Genomic DNA, 18,965 nt, shown 5'->3' with positions numbered 1-18,965 from the left:
GAGTCAGACCGCGAGGACGTAGTCGTCCTGCGGTTCGTAGATTTCGCCGCTCATCCGCAGGTTGCGGACGGCGTCGAGCGTTTCGCCGATGGCGACGCCGTTGTCCGCGAGCGCCGCGGCGAGCCGCCCGAGTTCGACGCCGTCGGGGTGGTCCTCACCGAGGTCGGTGAGCGCCGTTTTCACGTCGTCGCTCTCGACGTCGACGTCGAACGCGACGCGCTCCCACTCGACGTCGTGGCCGGTGACGTTCGCGTGTCGCCGGTACAGGTCGACGGCGTCGTTCGGCTCCGTGACGGAGACGTGGAGGTCGCACGCCGGGCAGGTGACGACGCCGGCGCGTGGTTTTTCGGCTAGTTTGGCACTCTCGTCGTCAGGCATTGTACGCGTCCTGTGCGAGGCGGTGCAGTTTGTGGACGGTGTGTTCGTTCGGACCGAGCTGTGCCTGCCCGAGCGCGCCGGACGTGAGCCCCTCGTACTGGCGTTCGACGAGTTCGAAGTCCTCTTCTTGGAGCTGCCGGCTCGTCTGGACGAAGTTCTCTTCTTCTTCCGACAGCTCGGAGTCGCGGAAGTAGTAGTCCGCGATGAGCTGGAAGCGCCCCTCGTCGATGGGGTCGATGATGTACGTGCCGTAGCCGTCGGCGGTGCCGTACATGTTGACCGTGAAGTTCGGCCAGAAGTAGTAGAACTTGGCCTCGTGTTCGGGGTGGATGCGCATCTCGTCGTCGACGTCCTCTTTGTGCTTGTAGTGAAGCACCCAGTGGTAGTCGTTGACTTCGAGTTCGGACTCCATGAGTTCGAGTCCCTGCACCCAGTCTTGGTGGTTCGCCTGACAGTGGTCGCACTCCGAGTAGTTCCCGCTGAACGTCTTCCAGTTGCACTCGACTTCGGAGACGTAGCGCCGGGCGTGTTCGTACTCACCGAGCGGCAGGTCTTCGAGTTCCGTCTTCATCTTCCCGGCCTGTTCGGCAAGCGAGAGGCTCGGTTCGTCCTCGAAGTTGACGAACACGAGCGGCCCGATGGCGTCGGTGTTGACCTCCATGAGGCCGTTTTCTTCGGGGTCGAGTTCGCTGACGGCGTCGTCGTCGAGGTCGGGGTTCAGACTCGCCTCCTCGAAGCTCTTGGGGGTGCTCTGGAGCGACCCGTCGAGTTCGTACGCCCAGAGGTGGTACGGGCAGGTGATGCGGTTGAGGCTGCCGGGGTCGGTCATCGGCGTGTCGTCGAGCATCTTCGACCCGCGGTGGGCACAGACGTTGTAGAACGCCCGCACGTCGCCCTCGCCGTCGCGGGTGACGATTATCTGCTTGTCACCGATGGTTCGCGTGAAGTAGTCGCCCGCGTCCGGGATGTGGGTCTCGTGGCCCGCGTAGACCCAGTACCGACCGAACACTTTCTCCTTTTCCATCTCGTGGACTTCCGGGTCGGTGAAGTACCTCGCCGGCAGCGCGTTCGTTTCCGCGGTGATGTCGGCACTCACCGCACCGATTTCGTCACGATTGTTGTTCCACCGTGTCATGGGAGGAAGAAACACACATCTGTGGAAAAGGATTCGTCGGAAATAGTGGACCCGTATAAGTGGCGGTGGATATCCGCGAGCGGCCGCCGTCCGGCCGCGAGCGCCGCTCTCAGCGGGCCGAGCATCGTTCCTCGGAAAAAGGGGCTCCGTGATACAGGTCAAGAGTGAAGGGGGGACGTTCCGAACCGCCGGGCACAATGAGTGTCCGCGACGACCGATACGATGTCGCCGTCGTCGGGGTCGGCGGGATGGGGAGCGCGACCGCGTACCACCTCGCCGACCGCGGCCTCGACGTCGTCGGTCTCGAACGCTACGACATCCCTCACTCGCAGGGGTCGTCCCACGGCATCACCCGCATCATCCGCCGCGCGTACTACGAACACCCGTCGTACGTCCCGCTCATCGAGCGGGCGTACGACCTCTGGGACGACCTCGCCGACGAGACCGGCCGCGATATCATCCACCGAACCGGCTCCATCGACGCCGGCCCCGTCGACAACGACGTGTTCGCGGGTTCGAAACGCTCCTGTGAGGAACACGACATCCCGCACGAGGTGCTGACCGGCGCGGAGGTCAACGAACGATTCCCCGGCTACGAACTCCCCGAGGACTACCGCGCGGTCTATCAGGAAGACGGCGGGTTCGTTGTCCCCGAGCAGTCGATTATCGGCTATACCGAAGCGGCACAGGCCCGGGGTGCCGAAATCCGCGCCCGCGAACAGGTCGATGACTGGGCGGAGACGAACGACGGCGGCGTGCGCGTCCGCACCGACCGCGGTGTGTACGTCGCGGACGCGCTCGTGCTCGCCGCGGGCGCGTGGAACTACAAACTCGCTGACGCGCTCGACGGCCTCGCAATTCCCGAGCGACAGGCGCTCGCGTGGTTCCAACCCGAGTCGCCGGCGACGTTCGCGCCCGAGGAGTTCCCCGTCTGGAACCTCAGCGTCCCCGAGGGTCGGTTCTACGGCTTCCCGGTCCACGACGTGCCGGGGTTCAAGCTCGGCAAGTACCACCACCGCGACGAGGAGGTCGACCCCGACGACTTCGACCGCGAGCCGAACCGCGCCGACGAGGCGATACTCCGTGATGTCACGGAGAAGTACTTCCCGGAGGCCGCGGGGCCGACGATGTCGCTCGCGACGTGCATGTTCACGAACTCGCCGGACGAGCACTTCATCCTCGACACGCTGCCGGACCACCCGCAGGTCGCCGTCGGCGCGGGCTTTTCGGGACACGGCTTCAAGTTCGCCAGCGTCATCGGCGAAATCCTCGCTGACCTCGCCGTCGACGGCGAAAGCGACCTGCCGCTCGACATGTTCTCGCTCGACCGGTTCGAGTGACGACGGGCGGTCGCGCTTGCCGCTCGTCAACCGATTTGACGATATAACTTCCGTAAGTTTTCTTCATTTCCGTATAAATGCCACTATTATCGAAGCCGACTTGTTATGATGTGTAACACCAATGGGTTGGTTGAATCGTGAGGGGTGTGGACTCGTGTCACGGTCGGAGCGGACGCGTCGAATCCGACGCGGGTCGTCTCTCGACGGTGACAGTGGGTGGCCCCAAAGCGGGGACAACGATATGACCGAACACGAATTCATCTGGCGGTCGTCAATGGAGGCTGTATCGAATGGCGAATAGCAACGACTCGACCGGTCGGTCGACGAGCGAGTTACAGGAAGACCTGTTTTATCCCGATATGGAGCGCGAACCCGGTGACAGAAACATCCAGGGGTTGGGGTTCGACATCCATCCCGTCGTCTTCCCGGCCGCGCTCTTGATAATCGGCGTCTTCGTCGCGGCGACGCTCATTCTCGGCGAGCAGGCGGCGAGCGTCTATTCGGGTATCAGGGGCTTTTTCGAGGGGAACTTCGGGTGGTTCTTCCTCCTGTCGGTAAACCTCTTTATCGTGGTCTTGGCGTACTTCGCGCTGAGTAAGTACGGAAAGATAACCCTCGGCGGCGTCGAGGCCGAAACGGAGTTCAGCGACTTCTCGTGGATGGCGATGCTGTTCAGCGCGGGCATGGGTATCGGGCTCATGTTTTACAGCGTCTCGGAGCCGCTGTACTACTTCAGTAACGTCCCTGGCTTCTTCGACGCCGAGGCTGGGTCCGGCGGTGCGGGTATCGCCGCGATGACGCAGACGTTCTTCCATTGGGGGTTCCACCCGTGGGCCATCTACGGCCTCGTCGGCTTGGGACTCGCGTTCTTTTCGTTCAATCGGGGGCTGCCGCTCACGTTCCGGTCGATTTTCTGGCCGCTCCTCGGCAAGCGAATCTACGGCTGGCCGGGCCACCTCATCGACCTCGTGGCGGTGTTCGCGACGCTGTTCGGCCTCGCCACGTCGCTCGGCCTCGGGGTCGCACAGATAAACACCGGGCTGTCGTACATCCTCGGCGGGAGCATGCTCGGCGTCCTGAGCGTTCCGAACAACACCGGAATGCAAATCGCGCTCATCGCCGTGATTACACTCATCGCGACCGCCTCCGTCGCGGCCGGCCTCGAAGGCGGCATCCGGCGTCTGAGCACGGTGAACGTCTTTCTGATGTTCGTGCTGTTGACGTTCGTGCTCGCCGCCGGCGCGACGATGAGCATCTTCGGCGCGTGGGTGCAGGGCCTCGGGAACTACTTCAGCGACTTCCTCTCGCTCGCGTTCTTCACCGGGACGCTCGGCGACGGCGCGTCCACCGTCAACGCCTGGACGGTGTTCTACTGGGCGTGGTGGATTGCTTGGTCGCCGTTCGTCGGGATGTTCGTCGCGCGCATCTCGAAGGGGCGGACGGTCCGCGAGTTCGTCTTCGGCGTGTTCGTCCTGCCGTCTTTGTTCTCGACGGTCTGGCTCTCGGCGTTCGGCGGGAGCGCGCTGTTCAACTCCCTTCAGGGTAACGGCGCGGTCCTCGCGACCTACAACGAGGCCGGCCAGACGGTCGCCATGTTCGCGCTCCTCGAACAGTTCCCGTTCAGCGCCGTTTCGGGGCTGCTCGCCGTGACGCTCATCGTCACGTTCTTCGTGACCTCCTCGGACTCGGGGTCGCTCGTCGTCGACCATCTCACGTCGGGCGGCAAGCACAACGTGCCGCGGACCCAACGCATCTTCTGGGCGGTCATCGAGGGCCTCGTCGCGTCGCTTCTCCTCTACGGCGGGGGCCTCGGCGCGCTCCAGACGGCGGCCATCGCGACGGGGTTCCCGTTCGCCGTCGTCCTCGTCATCATGTGCTACACGGTCTATCTCGGCCTCGACAAGGAGTACGAACTCCTGCAATCCGAGGAGTTCGCTGAGCGAATCGAGGACTTGGCGGACGAGGACATCGACATCGACGTCGGTCGCTCTCGGACGTCAGTCGTGACCAACATCCGGCAGAACCCCGGCACGACGGACGACTGACCGCGGAGCCACCGAACCGATGACTCGACGCTATCGATGAACGCGCTCGCTGTCGTTTCGGCGGCGTTCGCGGTCTTCCTTTTCGTCGTTGCACTGTTCGCGATGACGGTCGGTGAGCTACGGGGCGCGGGCCTCGCGTTCCTGAGCGCCAGTCTCGTCATCTACCTCAGAGAGAAGCACCTCGTCGGCAAGTGACCTCGTCGGCGGACGACTCCGGTCAGTGCGCTCCTCGTCGGCGCACGGCTTTCGTCGCCGCGCGTGTACTCGTCGCTCTCCGACTCTGATTCTCGTCGAACCACGCGACGCACCCGTGATGAGACCCCTCCCTCGTCACCCCCCGGTATCTATACACCTCAGATAGTGGACCCGGAGAGATATCCGAAGGCCGCAGTCACTACTGTTTGGTACATGCACACATGGTCTACGTTTCCCGAACGCGCCGAAACGGTCGTCGTCGGGGCCGGCTGTGTCGGTTGTAGCGCGGCGTATCACCTCGCCGAGTCGGGTCGCGAAGATGTCGTCGTCCTCGACCGGGGTCCGCTGTTCGAGACCGGGGGGTCGACCTCTCACGCCCCCGGACTCGTGTTCCAGACGGCCGGGAACAAGCTGATGACGGAGATGGCGTCGTACACGCGCGACCTCTACGACGGGTTCGGCGACTTCCGGACGTGCGGCGGCATCGAAGTCGCCTACACCGAAGACCGCTGGGACTTCCTCAAACGCAAGCGCGAGTGGGGCCAGTCCTACGGCATCGACGAGGGCGAACTGCTCACGCCCGAGGAGGTCGAAGCGCGCGTCCCGCAAATAAACGCCGATGTCATCTACGGCGGCTACTACGTCCCGTCGGACGGGAAGGCTGACGCCGTCAGCGCCGCCGAGTCGATGGCGGAGGAGGCGCGCGAGGCCGGCGTCGAGTTCTACGGCCACACCGAGGTCACGGACATCGACACTACCGACGGCAGCATCGACGCGGTCGACACCGAACACGGCCGAATCGAGGCCGACGAGGTGCTCGTCGCCACGAACATCTGGGGGCCGCTGTTCGGCGAGATGGTCGGCACGGACATCCCGCTCGTCCCCTGCGCGCACCAGTATCTCGTCTCCGACGAACTGGACGAACTCGAAGGTGCAGAGCGCGAAATCGAACAGCCGCTGCTCCGGCATCAGGACCACTCGCTGTACTACCGCCAGCACGGCGAGCGCTACGGCATCGGCTCGTACAACCACGAATCGCTGCTGGTCGACCCGGCGGACATCTACGGTCCCGATAAGCTCGACGACCTCGGGCTCGAATACCCGTCGCTCCGAGAGTTCACGGAGGAGCACTTCTACGAGAACACTCACCCGGACCACGACCGGTCGGCGTTCGACGCCGCCAGCGAACTCGTCCCCGGCTTCGAGGACTGCGAGTGGACCTCCGCCATCAACGGCATGTTCTCGTTCACGCCCGACGGCATGCCCATCCTCGGGCCGGACGAGGACACCGAGGGACTCTGGTGGGCGCTCGCCGTCTGGGTCACGCAGTCCGGCGGCGCGGGCGACATCGTCGCCAGCTGGATGGAAGACGGGACGCCGCGGCTCGACGGCTCCCGCGTCAACGCCTCCGGCGCGCACGTCTCCCGGTTCCAGTCGCACGCGGGCAGCCGAGAGTACACCTACGGGCGCGGCGCGCAACAGTACCGCGAGGTGTACCAACTCATCCACCCGCGCGAACAGCCGGACGGACAGCGCGCGCTCCGCCGGAGCCCGTTTTACGACCGGCAGGCCGACCTCGGCGCGGAGTTCTACGACAGCGACGGCTGGGAGGTCCCGCAGTGGTACGAGTCCAACGAGACGCTCCTCGAAACGTACGACGTGCCGGACCGCCCCGACTGGCTCTCGCAGAACTGGTCGAAGGTCCAGGGCGCGGAACACCAGCACCTCCGCGAGAAGGTCGGCATGGTCGACATGACGACGTTCACGCCCATCGAAGTGTCGGGCTCGGGCGCGCTGGAGTTCCTGCAAGGGCTCCTGACGAACGACATGGATGTCACGCCGGGCCGGATGCGCTACTCCGCGATGCTCAACGAGGATGGCGGCGTACTCGCCGACCTGACGGTCGCTCGGTTCGACGACGACCGGTTCGTGCTGTTCACCGGAGGCGGAAGCTCGGCGACGCTCCACTCGCGGTGGGTCACAGAGCACGCGCCCGACGACGGCTCCGTCGACGTGACCGCCCACGTCTCCAGTCGGACCGGTATCGGCGTCTTCGGCCCAGACTCCCGGAAGGTGCTTTCGGACCTCGTCGAGGCCGACCTCGCGAACGACGAGTTCCCGTTCTACTCGGCACAGGAGACCTACCTCGGCAGCATCCCCGTGACGATGCTCCGACTCTCGTACGCCGGCGAACTCGGCTGGGAAATCTACGCTCCGACCGAGTACGGGAGCCAGCTCTGGGACGCGATTCGCGAGGCCGGCGAGGAGTACGACATCGCGCCCGTCGGCTGGGCCGCCCTCGACTCGACGAGCATGGAGAAGGGCTTCCGCCTCTGGGGGACGGACCTCACGCCCGAACACAACCCGTACGAGGCCGGCATCGGCTTCGCGGTCGACCTCGACACCGACTTCGTCGGGAAAGCGGCGCTCGTGGAGGACAAAAACGACGACAGCCCGAGCGACCGCATCGTCCCGATAACGCTCGACGAGGAGGAGGCCGTCGTCGACGCGGGCCATCCGGTGTTCGCTGACGGCGACCTCGTCGGCTACTGCTGTCGGGCCGACTACGGCTACACAATCGACGCCGGCATCGCGTACGCGTATCTCCCCGAGGAGTACGCTAACTCCGGGCAGGATGTCGAAATCCGGTACGAGGGTGACGCCCATCCCGCGACAGTCCGGTCGGGACCGCTTTTCGACCCCGACCGCGACAAGATGATTCGGTGACTGCCGGCTCCCTCGCGTCACCGTCACCATCTTCGCTTCCGCTTCAGCCTCTGCCTCCGCCTCAGTTTATCGGCGCTGTCGAATCGCAGTCGATGATAGTCCGTCGAGGCCGTGCTGAACTCGGCAGATTTGTCGTGAATGGGACTGTCTGAAGAATAACTGGCCTACCGCTGTCACTCGTCTTCGACGGCCTTCAGGTCGAGCCGCGGGGCAAACGACTCGTACGTCTCGTCGCTCGACACGATGGTGTCGCCGTCGGACTCGACGAGATGGAGCGCATCGAAGGGCGTAAAGCCGTGGTCTTCCACGTAGGTCGCGGCCGTGAGAACCGTATCCACGTCTCCGCGCACTTCTAACAGCGCGGCGACGTTCGCGACGACCCGCTCCGTGTCCCGCTCTTCTCGGTACGCGACCATGAGGAGTTCGATGAGCGTGAACTGCGACGTCCACAGTTCGTCTCGGTGGTCTCGGTAGACCGCCTCTGCGGCGTCGCCGAGCCAGTCTTCGTCCTTGATGAGCGCCAGCAGGAAGTCCGTCTCGGCGTACATTCAGCGGCCGGCCTCGTCTATCGCAGCGTTCCGGGCTCCGTGGCGGAGTTCTTCGGCCGTCTTCTCGACGTCCGCGAACTCGGTGCGGAGCGCATCGAGCGGGTCGTCCTCGATTGGTATCAGCTTGATACCGTCGTGCAGTTGGACGATGCGGTAGTGTTCACCGTACCGCTCTCTGACCTCTTTGGGGAGCGTGAGGCGTCCGCGACCGTCCAGCGTCGCTTCGGACATACGCCCTCCTACGATGGGTAGACTGAAGAGTTTTCCCCATACCTCGATTCACGACCCACTCGGATAGAACCCTCCCGCTCCCGGACGCTCCCGCTGTCGGTGTCACTCGCCTTCTGTCCGGCGCTACGAGTTTCGACGGTTTCGGATTATTCGAGTTATTCGGAATCCTCGTCGCCGACGCCGCGCTGTTCGAGGACGCGTTCGACGATTTCTTCGGGGTGTTCGGTCGCCACGGCGAGCGCGGCGTTGTGGAGTTCGCTTTTCGTGACGCCCTTGAGCCCGTGGTCGCGGGTCAGTTCGCGCTCCACGTCGTAGGTGATGATGTCGTCGAACTCGTCGGCGACCGCTTCGAGCACGTACAGCGCCTTGTGGACGGTTTCGTCGAACTCGAAGGCGGGGCGTTCGCGGGGGTCGAGTGGCTCTGCGGACGCGGATTCCGACGCTGACTCGTCGTCCGATTCGACCGCGTCGTCGGTCCCGGCGTCTTCGTCCGCCGGTTCGGGTTCCGGCTCCGGCCCAGAGTCGGTCTCGCCGCTCCCCATCGCGGCGTCGAGGTCACCGAAGGGGTCTTCGCTCATCGGGCCACCTCGCCTTCTTCGACGATTTGCGCGAGTTCGTCGTAGCACGCTAACTGGTCGCAGGTGCTGTCGTAGTCCCGCAGCGGCATGTGCTCGCGAATCGACGCGTCGATGGCCGAGCGGTGCCGAATCCCCGGCTTCGGCAGGTCGTCGTCCCACTCGCCGTTGTCGATGGCCTCGAACACGTCAGGGTCGGTGTACGCGAAGTTCGGGAGCTTCGAGGCGATGTTCGGCTTCGAGACGAGCGCCTCCACGAGCCGTCTCGTCGGGCGGTCGTGGTCGATTCGGTCCCGCAGGTCGGTCGGCACGACCGCGAGGATTTCAAGGTCGAAGTGCTCGCGCGCGGGTGTGATGAGTCGCTTGACGGTCTTTTCGAGCCCCGACAGCGCGCCCGACTCGGGGCGCATCGGCAACACGAGGTTCTGCGTGGCGTACAGCGCGTTGTCGTTGAGCTTCCCGCGCGCCGCGGGGCAGTCCACGACGACGTAGTCGTAGTCGTCCCCGAGAAGCGGGTCGATGACGCGCTGTTTGAGCCGCGCCGACCCCATCATCACGCCGCCGAGGTCGGATTCGACCTGTTCGATGCGGTCGTTCGACGGGAGGAGGTCGATTTCGAACCCGGTCTCCAAGATGAGCTCTCGCGGCTCCAACTCGGCGTCGTCGAGGAGCACGTCTCCGAGATGTGCCTCCGAGTAGAACTCTTCTCCGAACCCGAGGCCCGTCGTGGTGTGTCCGTTCGGGTCGAGGTCCACGAGCAGCACGTCGCTTCCCCGGTGTGCGAGCTCGCGGGCGAGGTTGATGGAGGTCGTCGACTTGCCGATACCGCCTTTGAGGAGACAGACGCTGACTGCACGTGACATGATGGGGGATATCCGTACTATCGAGATTCTCGCCGTAGTTGAAATAATTATGGTTACTCCGGCCTTTTGGACAACCCAAATTATCTAAGTATCTCAAATAATCTAAAATAGCTATTTTATCGACTCGATTCGCGCTCTTACCTCGACTGGCGGCCCGAATTGTCACCGGCAGTAGCTATTTGGACCCGTTGTGTGCAGGTACGTTCGTGACAGATTGGTTGCCCGGTCGAGGGCTGCGCGCCCCGGAACTCTCGTCGCAGACGGTGACGCTCGCGGTCGCCGCCGCCTTGCTCCTCGCAGTCGTCGGGCTCCACCCCGTCTCCGTCCTTCCGGTCCGGTCGCAGTACGCGCTTTCGGTTTTCGTCGTCGCGCTCCTACTTTGGTTGACCAAACCGGTTCCGTACGCGATTTCGAGTCTGGCCTGCGTCTCCCTGTTGTACGCCCTCGGCGTCGTGGACTCCTTCGAGGCCGCGGTGAGCGGCTTCACCTCCTCGCTCGTGTATTTCCTCCTCGTGTTGTTACTCCTCGGCAATGCGGTCCGGTCGGTGGGGTTGGATACCCGGTTAGCGAACCGACTGCTGTCCCCGGACAGCACCCCTCGTGGGGCGTTTCGTTCCATCACCCGGAACGTGCTCGTACTGGCGCTGTTCATGCCGTCCGCGATGGCCCGTGCGGTCGCGTTCATCCCCATCGTCGAGGAGGTGACCGAGGAGTTCGACCTCCCGTCGGGAAGCGGATTCGAGCGCGCGTCGTTCCTCCTCTTGGGTCACATCAACCCCATCGCGTCGATGGCGCTCATGACCGGCGGCGGGATGGCGCTCGTCACCTCGGGCATCCTCGCGACGAGCGTCCGACCGCTCTCGTGGGTCGAGTGGGCCGTCTTGATGATTCCGCCGACAGTGGTTCTCTACGTACTCGCCGCCGTGGCCGCCGGTCTCTTCAACGCCGTCGATGCCGACTCGACTGTCGACCCCGACAAGCCGGGGATTGCGGACGCGTCCGCCGACGGCGAGTTGACTCGCGAGCAGGGATTCGTCGCGGCGGTGATGGCCGGGACCGTCCTCGCGTGGGTCGTCGGGTCGTTCGTCGGCCTCCCCGAGATTCTCCCGGCGGTCGTCGCGGTCACCGTCCTCGCGCTCCCGGGCGTCGACGTCATCGACGCCGACGATGTCAAGGGACTCAGCTGGGGCGTCCTCTTTCTCATCGGCGCGACGCTGTCGATTCTGGACGCCTTGGAAGCGACCCAAACCATCGCGCTCGTCGTCGACCTCCTCGCGCGGTTCGTCCCGTTCGAGGCGTTTAGCCACTGGCAACTCGTCGGACTGCTCCTCGGGTTCGCGGTCGCCGTTCGCGTGCTCTTTTCGACCGGGTCGGCCGCCATCGTGGTGATTCTCCCCATCGTGCTGCGGTTCGCGGAGACGTTCGGCGTGACGCGGCTCTATCTCGGACTCGCGGTCCTCCTGGTGGTGGGGTCGACCACGATTCTCCCGTTCAATACGACCGCCGTGCTCGTCTCGCTCGACCGCGGCCCGCTGACGAATCGGGACGTGACGCTGTTCGGGTTCGTGACGATGGGCCTGTCACTCGTCGTCGTGACCCTCTCGTGGCTCTTCTACTGGCCGCTCGTCGCCTGAATCAGCGACGCCGACGGGCGGTCGTCCGCGCGAACCCGGACTCCGGTTCCGCCACTCGTTGCGACAACCACCGGGCTATTTGTAGGTGAACGGTATCTGCCCGGTACGGGTGAGTTCGCATCTTACGTGTTGAGTTTACGACGGCTCCGACCGGCGTCATGTCGAAGATAGACCGCCGTCTGCGAGACGCCCGGAGCATCGAGTTGGACAACGCGTTTTACGTCGAGGACGGGACGTGGATCGAGTCGCTCACCATCGCCTCGAACGACTCTTTCGACGTGGAGTCCCTCCTCGCCGAAATCTCGGGCGTGACCGTCTTCTACGACGAGGAGATTCCGACCGCCTCGACCGACGTGCAGATACGCCGAGTGACGATTCTCGCCAACGAGTCCTACCCGTTCATCCTCGGACTGGTGCTCAGACAGGAGACGATTCCGAACCGCATCGTCCTCCAAGACGGCGTCTTCGAGGTCGTCGCCACCGCACAGGACTGGGACCACTTCAGGGAACTCGCCGACGAGATTCAGGAGACGCTCGGGGAGTTCGAACTCCGCTCCGTGACGCAGGACGAAACCCCCGGCGAACCGCTCGATAGCGGCCGATTAAAGGAGGTGTTAATCTCCAAGCTGACCGACGACCAGCTCGCGGTTCTGGAGACGGCATTCAATCACGGCTACTTCCACATTCCGCGAGAGACCTCTGAGACCGAACTCGCCGAGGAGCTGGGTATCGCTCAGTCCACGCTGAGCGAACGACTCCGGACCGCGGAGCGAAATCTGCTCGAACTCATCTACGGTCCGCGACAGGAGTAGCTCCCACCGTGTTGGATAATATTGCCGCCTTCCACCGATACAGTATATAAAGAGCGATAAATATCGGCTCCTATCGGGATTAGCACCATGGAAGATACTCCATAACAAGCGGTCGCAATGTCGAAGAAAAATCGTGATAGTTCGGGTGTCGAACGTGGAACTGGCCTTACGCGACGCGACTACGTGGCGGCGACTGCGACCGCCCTCGGCGTGACCGGACTCGCGGGGTGTACCGGTGGCGGCGGCAGCGGGAGCGGCGGGAGCGACGGCGGGTCGAGTCTCACCCCCGATGTCCCCTCCGGGACCCCGGAGACGGTCGAGACGAAGTACTGGCGCGAGTGGGAGACCATCGACGCCGACGAACCGCCGCTCGATTACAGCGCGACCGCAGGCGCGGTGTTGGACCCCGTCCCGCTCGAATTTTCGAGCGAGGACGACCCGTGGATGCGGGAACACGCGCTCATGGTCCAGCGCGGGCTTGACGCCCTCGGCATCGGGACGCAACTCAACGACCGGCCGCTGAACCAACTGTACGCCCAGAGTTGGGACACGAAGGGACTCGAAGCAATCATCTCGATGAGTACCCACGGTCCGGACCCGCAACGCGGACTGGACCCGAACCCGCTTTTGATGCGGCGGACCGAGACGAGCCTCTCGAACTACGACAACTACTACCACCCCGACCTGCAGGAGGTGCTGACGGAACAGAGTCAGGCGACCGAGCGCGCCGAGCGAGAGGAGCTCGTCGCCGAGGCCCAGCGCATCTTCAGCGAGGACGTGGGCGCGCTCATCACGCTGTTCCCCGATATCATCACCGCGGTCAACACGGAGCGCTGGAGCGGCTACGTCCAGACGCCGGGCAACGGGCCGACGAAGGACTCGTTCGTCTGGTCAGAGGTGAACCTGCAACCCCAGACCGACGACCGGACTTACATCAAGGGTGTGACCACCTCGATGAACTCGCTGAACCTCCCGTGGGCCGCCGGGGGCGCGGAGGCGAAGCGACTGACGTTCATCTACGACGGCCTCTTCGACGCCACGCCGGACCTCGAAGTCGTCCCCGCGCTGGCGACCGGTGGCGGATTCGTCGACGACACCACCGTCGAACTCACTCTTCGCGAAGGCGTCGAGTGGCACGACGGCGAGCCGTTCACCGCGGAGGACGTGAAGTTCACCGTCGAACTGTACAAGGAACACTCCTCGACCAGCCAGACGCCGTTCTACGAGCCGGTCGAGTCGGTCGAAGTGCTCGGCGACCACGAGGTTCGGTTCAATCTGAAGGGCCCCGACGCGGCGTTCATGACCCAGCGCGTCGTTCGCAGCGTCATCATCCCCAAGCACAAGTGGGAGGACGTGGAGAACCCGTCCCAGCACAACCCCGAGTCGCCCGTCGGCACGGGGCCGTTCACGCACGAGAACTGGGAGCAGGGAACCCGCTTCGAGGTGTCGAAAAACGAGGGCCACTGGATGTTCGACGACGACTGGCGGGCAGACGTGCTCGGCGACCAGGCCACGACCGGCGAGGGCGTCGACCGCGTCATCTGGATAAACGTCGGCAACATCGACTCCATGATCGGCTCGCTGCAGGGCGGCGAAATCGACGCCATCGGAACGACGCTCTCGAACTCGCAGGCCGACCGCGCCGCGAGCACCGCCGGCGTCGAGAAGATGACCTCGGGCAACTTCGCGCCGCTCGACACGAAGCTGATGTTCTCCTGTCCGCTCGTTCGCGACAAGGAGTTCCGCGTCGCCCTCGCCAAGTCGGTCGACACCGAGGGCTTCGCCGCCGACGTGCTGCAGGACCGCGCGACCGTCCCGAGCGGGGAGAACCCGATTTCGGACCTCACGCCGTGGCACACGTCGGACACGACGCACTACGAGTTCGACATCGACGGGGCGAAATCGAACCTCGAACAGGCCGGCTACACGTGGGACGACGACGGAAATCTCCGGTTCCCCAACGGGGACGCGTGGGCCGCCTTCGTCGAGCGCATCCAGCCCGGAAACATGCACCAACGCCGCGACGAACTCGGACAGGCGGACTTCTCGTAAGGTGACCACTATGTCGAACACTACCCATTCGCGCCGACGGGGGGACCGACCATGAGCGAGTTCCAGCGCTTTCTCGCGAAGCGACTCGCCATCTCCTTCGTGCTCACCCTCGTGGCCGTCTCGGTCATCTTCGTCGTCCTGCGGCTGCTTCCCGGGAGCCCGTTCGAGTCGCTCGTCACCGCGGGCAACCTGAGCCAGCAGCAAATCTCCGAGATTCGAGCGATGTACGGCCTCGACCAGCCGATGTGGCGGCAGTACCTCAGCTACCTCCAGAGTATCCTGCTGTTCCAGTTCGGCTACTCCATCCTGCGGAGCCAGCCCGTCTGGGGGGTACTGGCCCCACGGCTCGTCAACACGCTCATCCTGCTCGTCCCCGCGTTAGTGACGACGGCGGTCCTGAGTTCCCTGCTCGGGATGTACGTCGGTTGGAACCGCGGGAGTAAACTGGAGAAGCTCAGCATCATCGCCACGACGTTCCTCCGGTCGACGCCGGTGTTCATCACGGGCATCCTGTTCGTCATCGTCTTCGCGTACAACCTCGAACTGGTGCCCGCCTTCGGGATGCGCTCTATCAGCGCCTCGCCGGAGGGCTACGTCGAGACGTTCGCCTCGCTCGACTTCCTGCACCACTACATCCTGCCGTTTACGGTGTCGGTGCTGTACTACAGCGGCGACTTCCTGCTGTTGGCGCGTAACGGCGTCGTCGAAAAGCGGGGCTCTGAGTTCCTCAAGCTCCACCGCGCGAAGGGGCTCTCGGAGATGCAGCAACTCGCGCGGGCGGGTCGGAACTCCATGCTACCGATTCTGACCTACTTCGCGCTGCGTCTCGGGATGATATTCCAGGGACTCATCCTGCTCGAAGTCGTCTTCGGCTGGCCCGGCATCGGCCGCGAACTCGTGCTCGCCATCCAACAGCAGGACTACCCGCTGGTGCAGGCGGCCGTGTTCATCATGGCGCTCGCGGTCATCGTGGCGAACCTCGTCGCCGACGTGCTGTACGCCTACTTCGACCCGACCGTCTCGACCAGCGGAGGTGGTGCCGCGTGAGCACCGAGACGAAGCCCGAAGCCGAACTGAAAAAGCGGGTCGAGGGGCTCGCGGAGACGCTCCGCGACCAGTTCACGTTCCTGCGACGCGACCGCCTCGCGTTCGCTGGCGTCGTCATCGTCGCGGCGTTCGTCTTCCTCGGCCTCCTCGGCCCCGCGCTCGCCCCGCACGACCCCATCGAGCACACCGTCCGCGACGATGCGGGCTCGATGCTGCGGCTGTCTGAACCGACCGGCGCGGCCCCATTCGGGACGACCGCCTACGGTAAAGACGTTCTGAGCCAGTTCCTCGCCGGCGCGCAACCGACGTTCATCGTCGGGCTGTTCGGCGGCATCGGGACCGGTGCGCTCGGCTTCCTCGTGGGGCTCGTCAGCGGGTACTACGGCGGCTGGGTCGACGAGGTCCTCATGCGCCTCACGGACCTCACGTTCTCCCTGCCGTTCACGCCGATGGCGCTGTTGCTCCTGACGTTCGTGACGCCGAGCGTCTGGCTCATGACGGGAATCATCGTCGCGTTCCTCTGGAAGATGCCCGCGCGCGTCGTCCGTTCCGAGGTCCTCTCCGTCAGGGAGCGCACCTTCGTGAAGTCGGCGCGCGCCAGCGGTGCGAGCGACCTGCGGACGATGCTCTACCACGTCGCGCCGAACGTGCTTCCCATCGGCTTTCTCTACACGGCCTACGGCATCGCCTGGGCCATCGCCGCGCAGGCCAGCCTGGCGTTCCTCGGATTCGGCGACCCGACCGTCACCAGTTGGGGCCGGATGCTCCGACAGGTGTTCGAATCGGGCAACATGCGCGTCGCTTGGTGGTGGGTGCTCCCGCCCGCACTCGGCATCGCGGCCATCACCACCTCGGTGTTCCTCATCGGACGCGCCTACGAAGAAGTCATCAACCCGGAGATTCAGACCGAACAATGAGCCTCCTCGACATCACGGACCTTACGGTCACGTACTCGACCGACAGCGGAACCGTCCACGCCGTCAACGACGTGTCGTTCAGCATCGACGAGGGCGTCAACTACGGCCTCGCCGGCGAATCCGGCTCGGGGAAATCGACGCTGGCCGAGGCGGTTCTCGGTCTCCTCCCGAGCAACGGCTCCGTCGAATCCGGCAGCATCGAATTCCAGGGCCGCGACCTGACCGGCCTCAACGAGCGCGAGCGCCGCGACGTGCTCTGGGAGGACATCGCCTATATCCCCCAGAGCGCGATGGACTCGCTCGACCCGGTGATGTCCACCGGCGCGCAGATTCGACAGGCGATTCAGACTCATCGGAACGTCACCGACGACAAGGCGCGTTCGCGGGTCAGAGAACTGTTCGAAATCGTCGGGCTCGACCCCGACCGCATCGACGACTATCCCCACGAGTTCTCCGGGGGGATGCGCCAGCGCGTGACCATCGCCATGGCACTCGCGCTCGAACCGGACCTCATCATCGCCGACGAGCCGACCACGGGGCTCGACGTCATCGTCCAGGACAAGATTATCGACAAGATTCTGGAGATACAGGACCGGATGGACAGTTCGCTGCTGCTCATCACCCACGAAATCGGCGTCATCGCCGAGACGTGCGACGAGTTGTCCATCCTCTACGGCGGGAAGGCGATGGAGCAGGGAAGCGTCGACAACGTCCTCGTCAACCCCACGAACCCCTACACGATGGGGCTGAAGAACTCCTTCCCCGAGATTGAGGAGGGCGACCAGGACCCCGTCTCGATTCCGGGGTCGCCGCCGAACCTGAGCGAGGAACCCAGCGCCTGTGTGTTCAAGGACCGGTGTCCGTTTGCCACCGAAGAGTGCGAGGCGTCCCATCCGGACCTCGTCGACCTGCCGAACCGCAACCACCGCTCGGCGTGCCACCACGTCACCAAAGCCGCCCAGATGCGGCGTGACGCCACCGACCCGGAGACGTGGGGCATCCCCGACAGCCACGACGAATCGGACCGCGGCGAGGTGCTTCTCGAAACCGACGGCCTCGAGAAGTACTACGAGCAGAGCCAGCCGCTCTTGGAGAAACTCAGGGGCAACGATCCGAACTACGTCCGCGCCGTCGACGGCGTCTCCCTGCGGGTCCGGCGGTCAGAAATCCTCGGCGTCGCCGGCGAGTCCGGCTGTGGGAAGTCGACGCTCGGCGAGACCATCGCGCTTCTCAAACAGCCCACCGGCGGCGAGTTCGTCTTCGACGGCGAGTCCTACGAGCACTACGCCGACGGGAACATGCGCGAGTTCCGCCGGAAGGTGCAGATAATCTTCCAGGACCCCTTCGACTCGCTCAACCCGAGACAGACGGTTCGGCAGTTGGTCGGCGAACCGCTCACTATCCACGACTACCGGACCGACGAGCGCGAACGGGCCGTCGTCGAGACGCTGGAGAAAGTCGGGCTCACGCCCGCGCGGAAGTTCCTCGACCAGTACCCGCACCAGCTATCGGGGGGCCAACGTCAGCGCGTCGCGGTGGCCAAGGCGCTCGTCCTCGACCCCGACTTCCTCATCTGCGACGAACCGGCGTCGATGCTCGACGTGTCGCTGAAGGTGAACCTGCTGAACCTCCTTCGAGAACTCGCGGACACGGAGGACATCGGCATCGTCTACATCTCTCACGACCTCGCCAGTCTGGTGCAGGTGTCGGACCGGCTCGCGATTATGTACCTCGGGCGGATCATCGAGGAGGGCGACGTCGAGTCCGTCGCAGCCGAGCCGAAACACCCGTACACCACCTCGCTCCTCGCGGCCGCCCCCGAAAAGGACCCGACGGTCGACCGCGACCGCGTCCTGCTCGACGGCGAGCCTCCGAACCCGGTCGACCTCCCGTCGGGGTGCGTCTTCGCCCCGCGGTGCCCGAAGGCCGAAGACGAGTGCCGAGAGAGCGAACCCGGACTCGACACCGTCCGAAGCGGCGACCACCGCGCCGCGTGCTACTTCCCTGACGGGGAGACCCCCGCCGCGGACGACCTCGCCGACGACCGCTCCGGCACATACGGGGACCCCGAGTTCTCGTCGCCGGCTAGTGGCGATTCGGTGAGCGACTGACGCCGCCCTTCGACTCTCCTCGCTTCGTCTCTTTGGCAACCTCCCGGTAGCGCTGTGTCTCGATTCGGATTCGAGGTCTGGTCCGCCGCAGTAGGATTGTGAGAAATAAAAAATATCACCGAGAAAATCTATTGGCTAGTTTCTAATCTATTGGCTAAATTTCTCTGTTTTAGCGGTCTAAAGTGACTATATCTGAATGACTTCCTGTTCTATTGGACATAATTGCTCTTTCATTCGAAATAACTACTTATAGCTGATGAGAGTTGGTTTAAAAAGCAGATATGCGGGGAATATGTGCTTATTTAGGGACTTCTCTCTGATCTATCTCGTATATAGTATTGTTCTTATTTTGATT

General features: G+C 64.2%; 16 protein-coding genes. 10 read left to right on the top strand and 6 right to left on the bottom strand.

Annotation, left to right across the window (positions count from 1 at the left end):
- Window positions 1-3: 3 nt before the first annotated feature.
- Together ACSR87_RS15785 and ACSR87_RS15780 are read right to left on the bottom strand one after the other, a co-directional pair.
- Window positions 4-378 (bottom strand): hypothetical protein, encoded by a 375-nt coding sequence (locus tag ACSR87_RS15785; protein WP_498531199.1) that lies wholly within the window; start codon window positions 376-378, stop codon window positions 4-6.
- Complete coding sequence (locus ACSR87_RS15780) at window positions 371-1,513, bottom strand: aromatic ring-hydroxylating oxygenase subunit alpha (protein ID WP_498531198.1); 1,143 nt, start codon at window positions 1,511-1,513, stop codon at window positions 371-373. Before ACSR87_RS15780 ends, ACSR87_RS15785 begins: the two co-directional genes overlap by 8 nt.
- A gap of 197 nt (window positions 1,514-1,710) precedes the next feature.
- On the opposite strand from ACSR87_RS15780, the gene solA reads away from it, so the two are divergent.
- The 4 genes from solA (at window position 1,711) to ACSR87_RS15760 (ending at window position 7,820) form a co-directional block, all read left to right on the top strand.
- Window positions 1,711-2,853: an N-methyl-L-tryptophan oxidase gene (solA, locus tag ACSR87_RS15775; RefSeq protein ID WP_498531197.1), complete on the top strand. Its 1,143-nt coding sequence runs from the start codon at window positions 1,711-1,713 to the stop codon at window positions 2,851-2,853.
- 290 nt (window positions 2,854-3,143) lie between these two features.
- Window positions 3,144-4,898, top strand: a complete 1,755-nt coding sequence (locus ACSR87_RS15770) for a BCCT family transporter (protein WP_498531196.1) — start codon at window positions 3,144-3,146, stop codon at window positions 4,896-4,898.
- A gap of 36 nt (window positions 4,899-4,934) precedes the next feature.
- Window positions 4,935-5,093: a hypothetical protein gene (locus ACSR87_RS15765; protein ID WP_008573039.1), complete on the top strand. Its 159-nt coding sequence runs from the start codon at window positions 4,935-4,937 to the stop codon at window positions 5,091-5,093.
- A 213-nt stretch (window positions 5,094-5,306) separates the two neighbouring features.
- Entirely contained in the window at window positions 5,307-7,820 is a 2,514-nt protein-coding gene (locus ACSR87_RS15760) for a GcvT family protein (RefSeq protein ID WP_498531195.1), read from the top strand.
- A gap of 173 nt (window positions 7,821-7,993) precedes the next feature.
- Here the strand turns inward: ACSR87_RS15760 and ACSR87_RS15755 are convergent, their stop codons facing one another.
- The 4 genes from ACSR87_RS15755 to ACSR87_RS15740 all read right to left on the bottom strand — a co-directional run bounded on the left by ACSR87_RS15755 (window position 7,994) and on the right by ACSR87_RS15740 (window position 10,037).
- The gene (locus tag ACSR87_RS15755; RefSeq protein WP_188424261.1) at window positions 7,994-8,368 is read right to left on the bottom strand and encodes a type II toxin-antitoxin system VapC family toxin; all 375 of its coding nucleotides are present in this window, start codon (window positions 8,366-8,368) and stop codon (window positions 7,994-7,996) included.
- Window positions 8,369-8,599 (bottom strand): AbrB/MazE/SpoVT family DNA-binding domain-containing protein, encoded by a 231-nt coding sequence (locus tag ACSR87_RS15750; protein WP_004968458.1) that lies wholly within the window; start codon window positions 8,597-8,599, stop codon window positions 8,369-8,371.
- Window positions 8,600-8,754: 155 nt separating this feature from the next.
- Window positions 8,755-9,177 carry a DUF7970 domain-containing protein gene (locus ACSR87_RS15745; protein ID WP_498531194.1) on the bottom strand — a complete coding sequence of 141 codons (423 nt, stop codon included), beginning with the start codon at window positions 9,175-9,177 and terminating at the stop codon, window positions 8,755-8,757.
- Window positions 9,174-10,037 (bottom strand): ParA family protein, encoded by an 864-nt coding sequence (locus ACSR87_RS15740; protein ID WP_008573046.1) that lies wholly within the window; start codon window positions 10,035-10,037, stop codon window positions 9,174-9,176. Before ACSR87_RS15740 ends, ACSR87_RS15745 begins: the two co-directional genes overlap by 4 nt.
- Window positions 10,038-10,300: 263 nt before the next feature.
- Between ACSR87_RS15740 and ACSR87_RS15735 the strand changes: the two genes are divergently transcribed.
- The 6 genes from ACSR87_RS15735 (at window position 10,301) to ACSR87_RS15710 (ending at window position 18,610) form a co-directional block, all read left to right on the top strand.
- Window positions 10,301-11,671, top strand: a complete 1,371-nt coding sequence (locus ACSR87_RS15735) for an SLC13 family permease (protein WP_498531392.1) — start codon at window positions 10,301-10,303, stop codon at window positions 11,669-11,671.
- A 158-nt stretch (window positions 11,672-11,829) separates the two neighbouring features.
- The gene (locus ACSR87_RS15730; protein WP_498531193.1) at window positions 11,830-12,483 is read left to right on the top strand and encodes a helix-turn-helix domain-containing protein; all 654 of its coding nucleotides are present in this window, start codon (window positions 11,830-11,832) and stop codon (window positions 12,481-12,483) included.
- A gap of 183 nt (window positions 12,484-12,666) precedes the next feature.
- On the top strand, window positions 12,667-14,535 hold the full coding sequence (locus tag ACSR87_RS15725) for an ABC transporter substrate-binding protein (protein WP_498531192.1): 1,869 nt from the start codon (window positions 12,667-12,669) through the stop codon (window positions 14,533-14,535).
- A gap of 51 nt (window positions 14,536-14,586) precedes the next feature.
- On the top strand, window positions 14,587-15,582 hold the full coding sequence (locus tag ACSR87_RS15720) for an ABC transporter permease (RefSeq protein WP_498531191.1): 996 nt from the start codon (window positions 14,587-14,589) through the stop codon (window positions 15,580-15,582).
- A complete protein-coding gene (locus ACSR87_RS15715) occupies window positions 15,579-16,499 on the top strand; it encodes an ABC transporter permease (RefSeq protein ID WP_498531190.1) in 921 nt (306 codons plus the stop codon). The genes ACSR87_RS15720 and ACSR87_RS15715 overlap by 4 nt, the downstream gene beginning before the upstream one ends.
- Complete coding sequence (locus tag ACSR87_RS15710; RefSeq protein WP_498531189.1) at window positions 16,496-18,610, top strand: dipeptide ABC transporter ATP-binding protein; 2,115 nt, start codon at window positions 16,496-16,498, stop codon at window positions 18,608-18,610. Before ACSR87_RS15715 ends, ACSR87_RS15710 begins: the two co-directional genes overlap by 4 nt.
- Window positions 18,611-18,965 lie beyond the last annotated feature (355 nt).

Source organism: Haloferax sp. SDI50, from assembly GCF_059802635.1.
The sequence above is the reverse complement of the archived record's forward strand: the minus strand, read 5'-3'. Positions and strand labels throughout refer to the sequence as shown.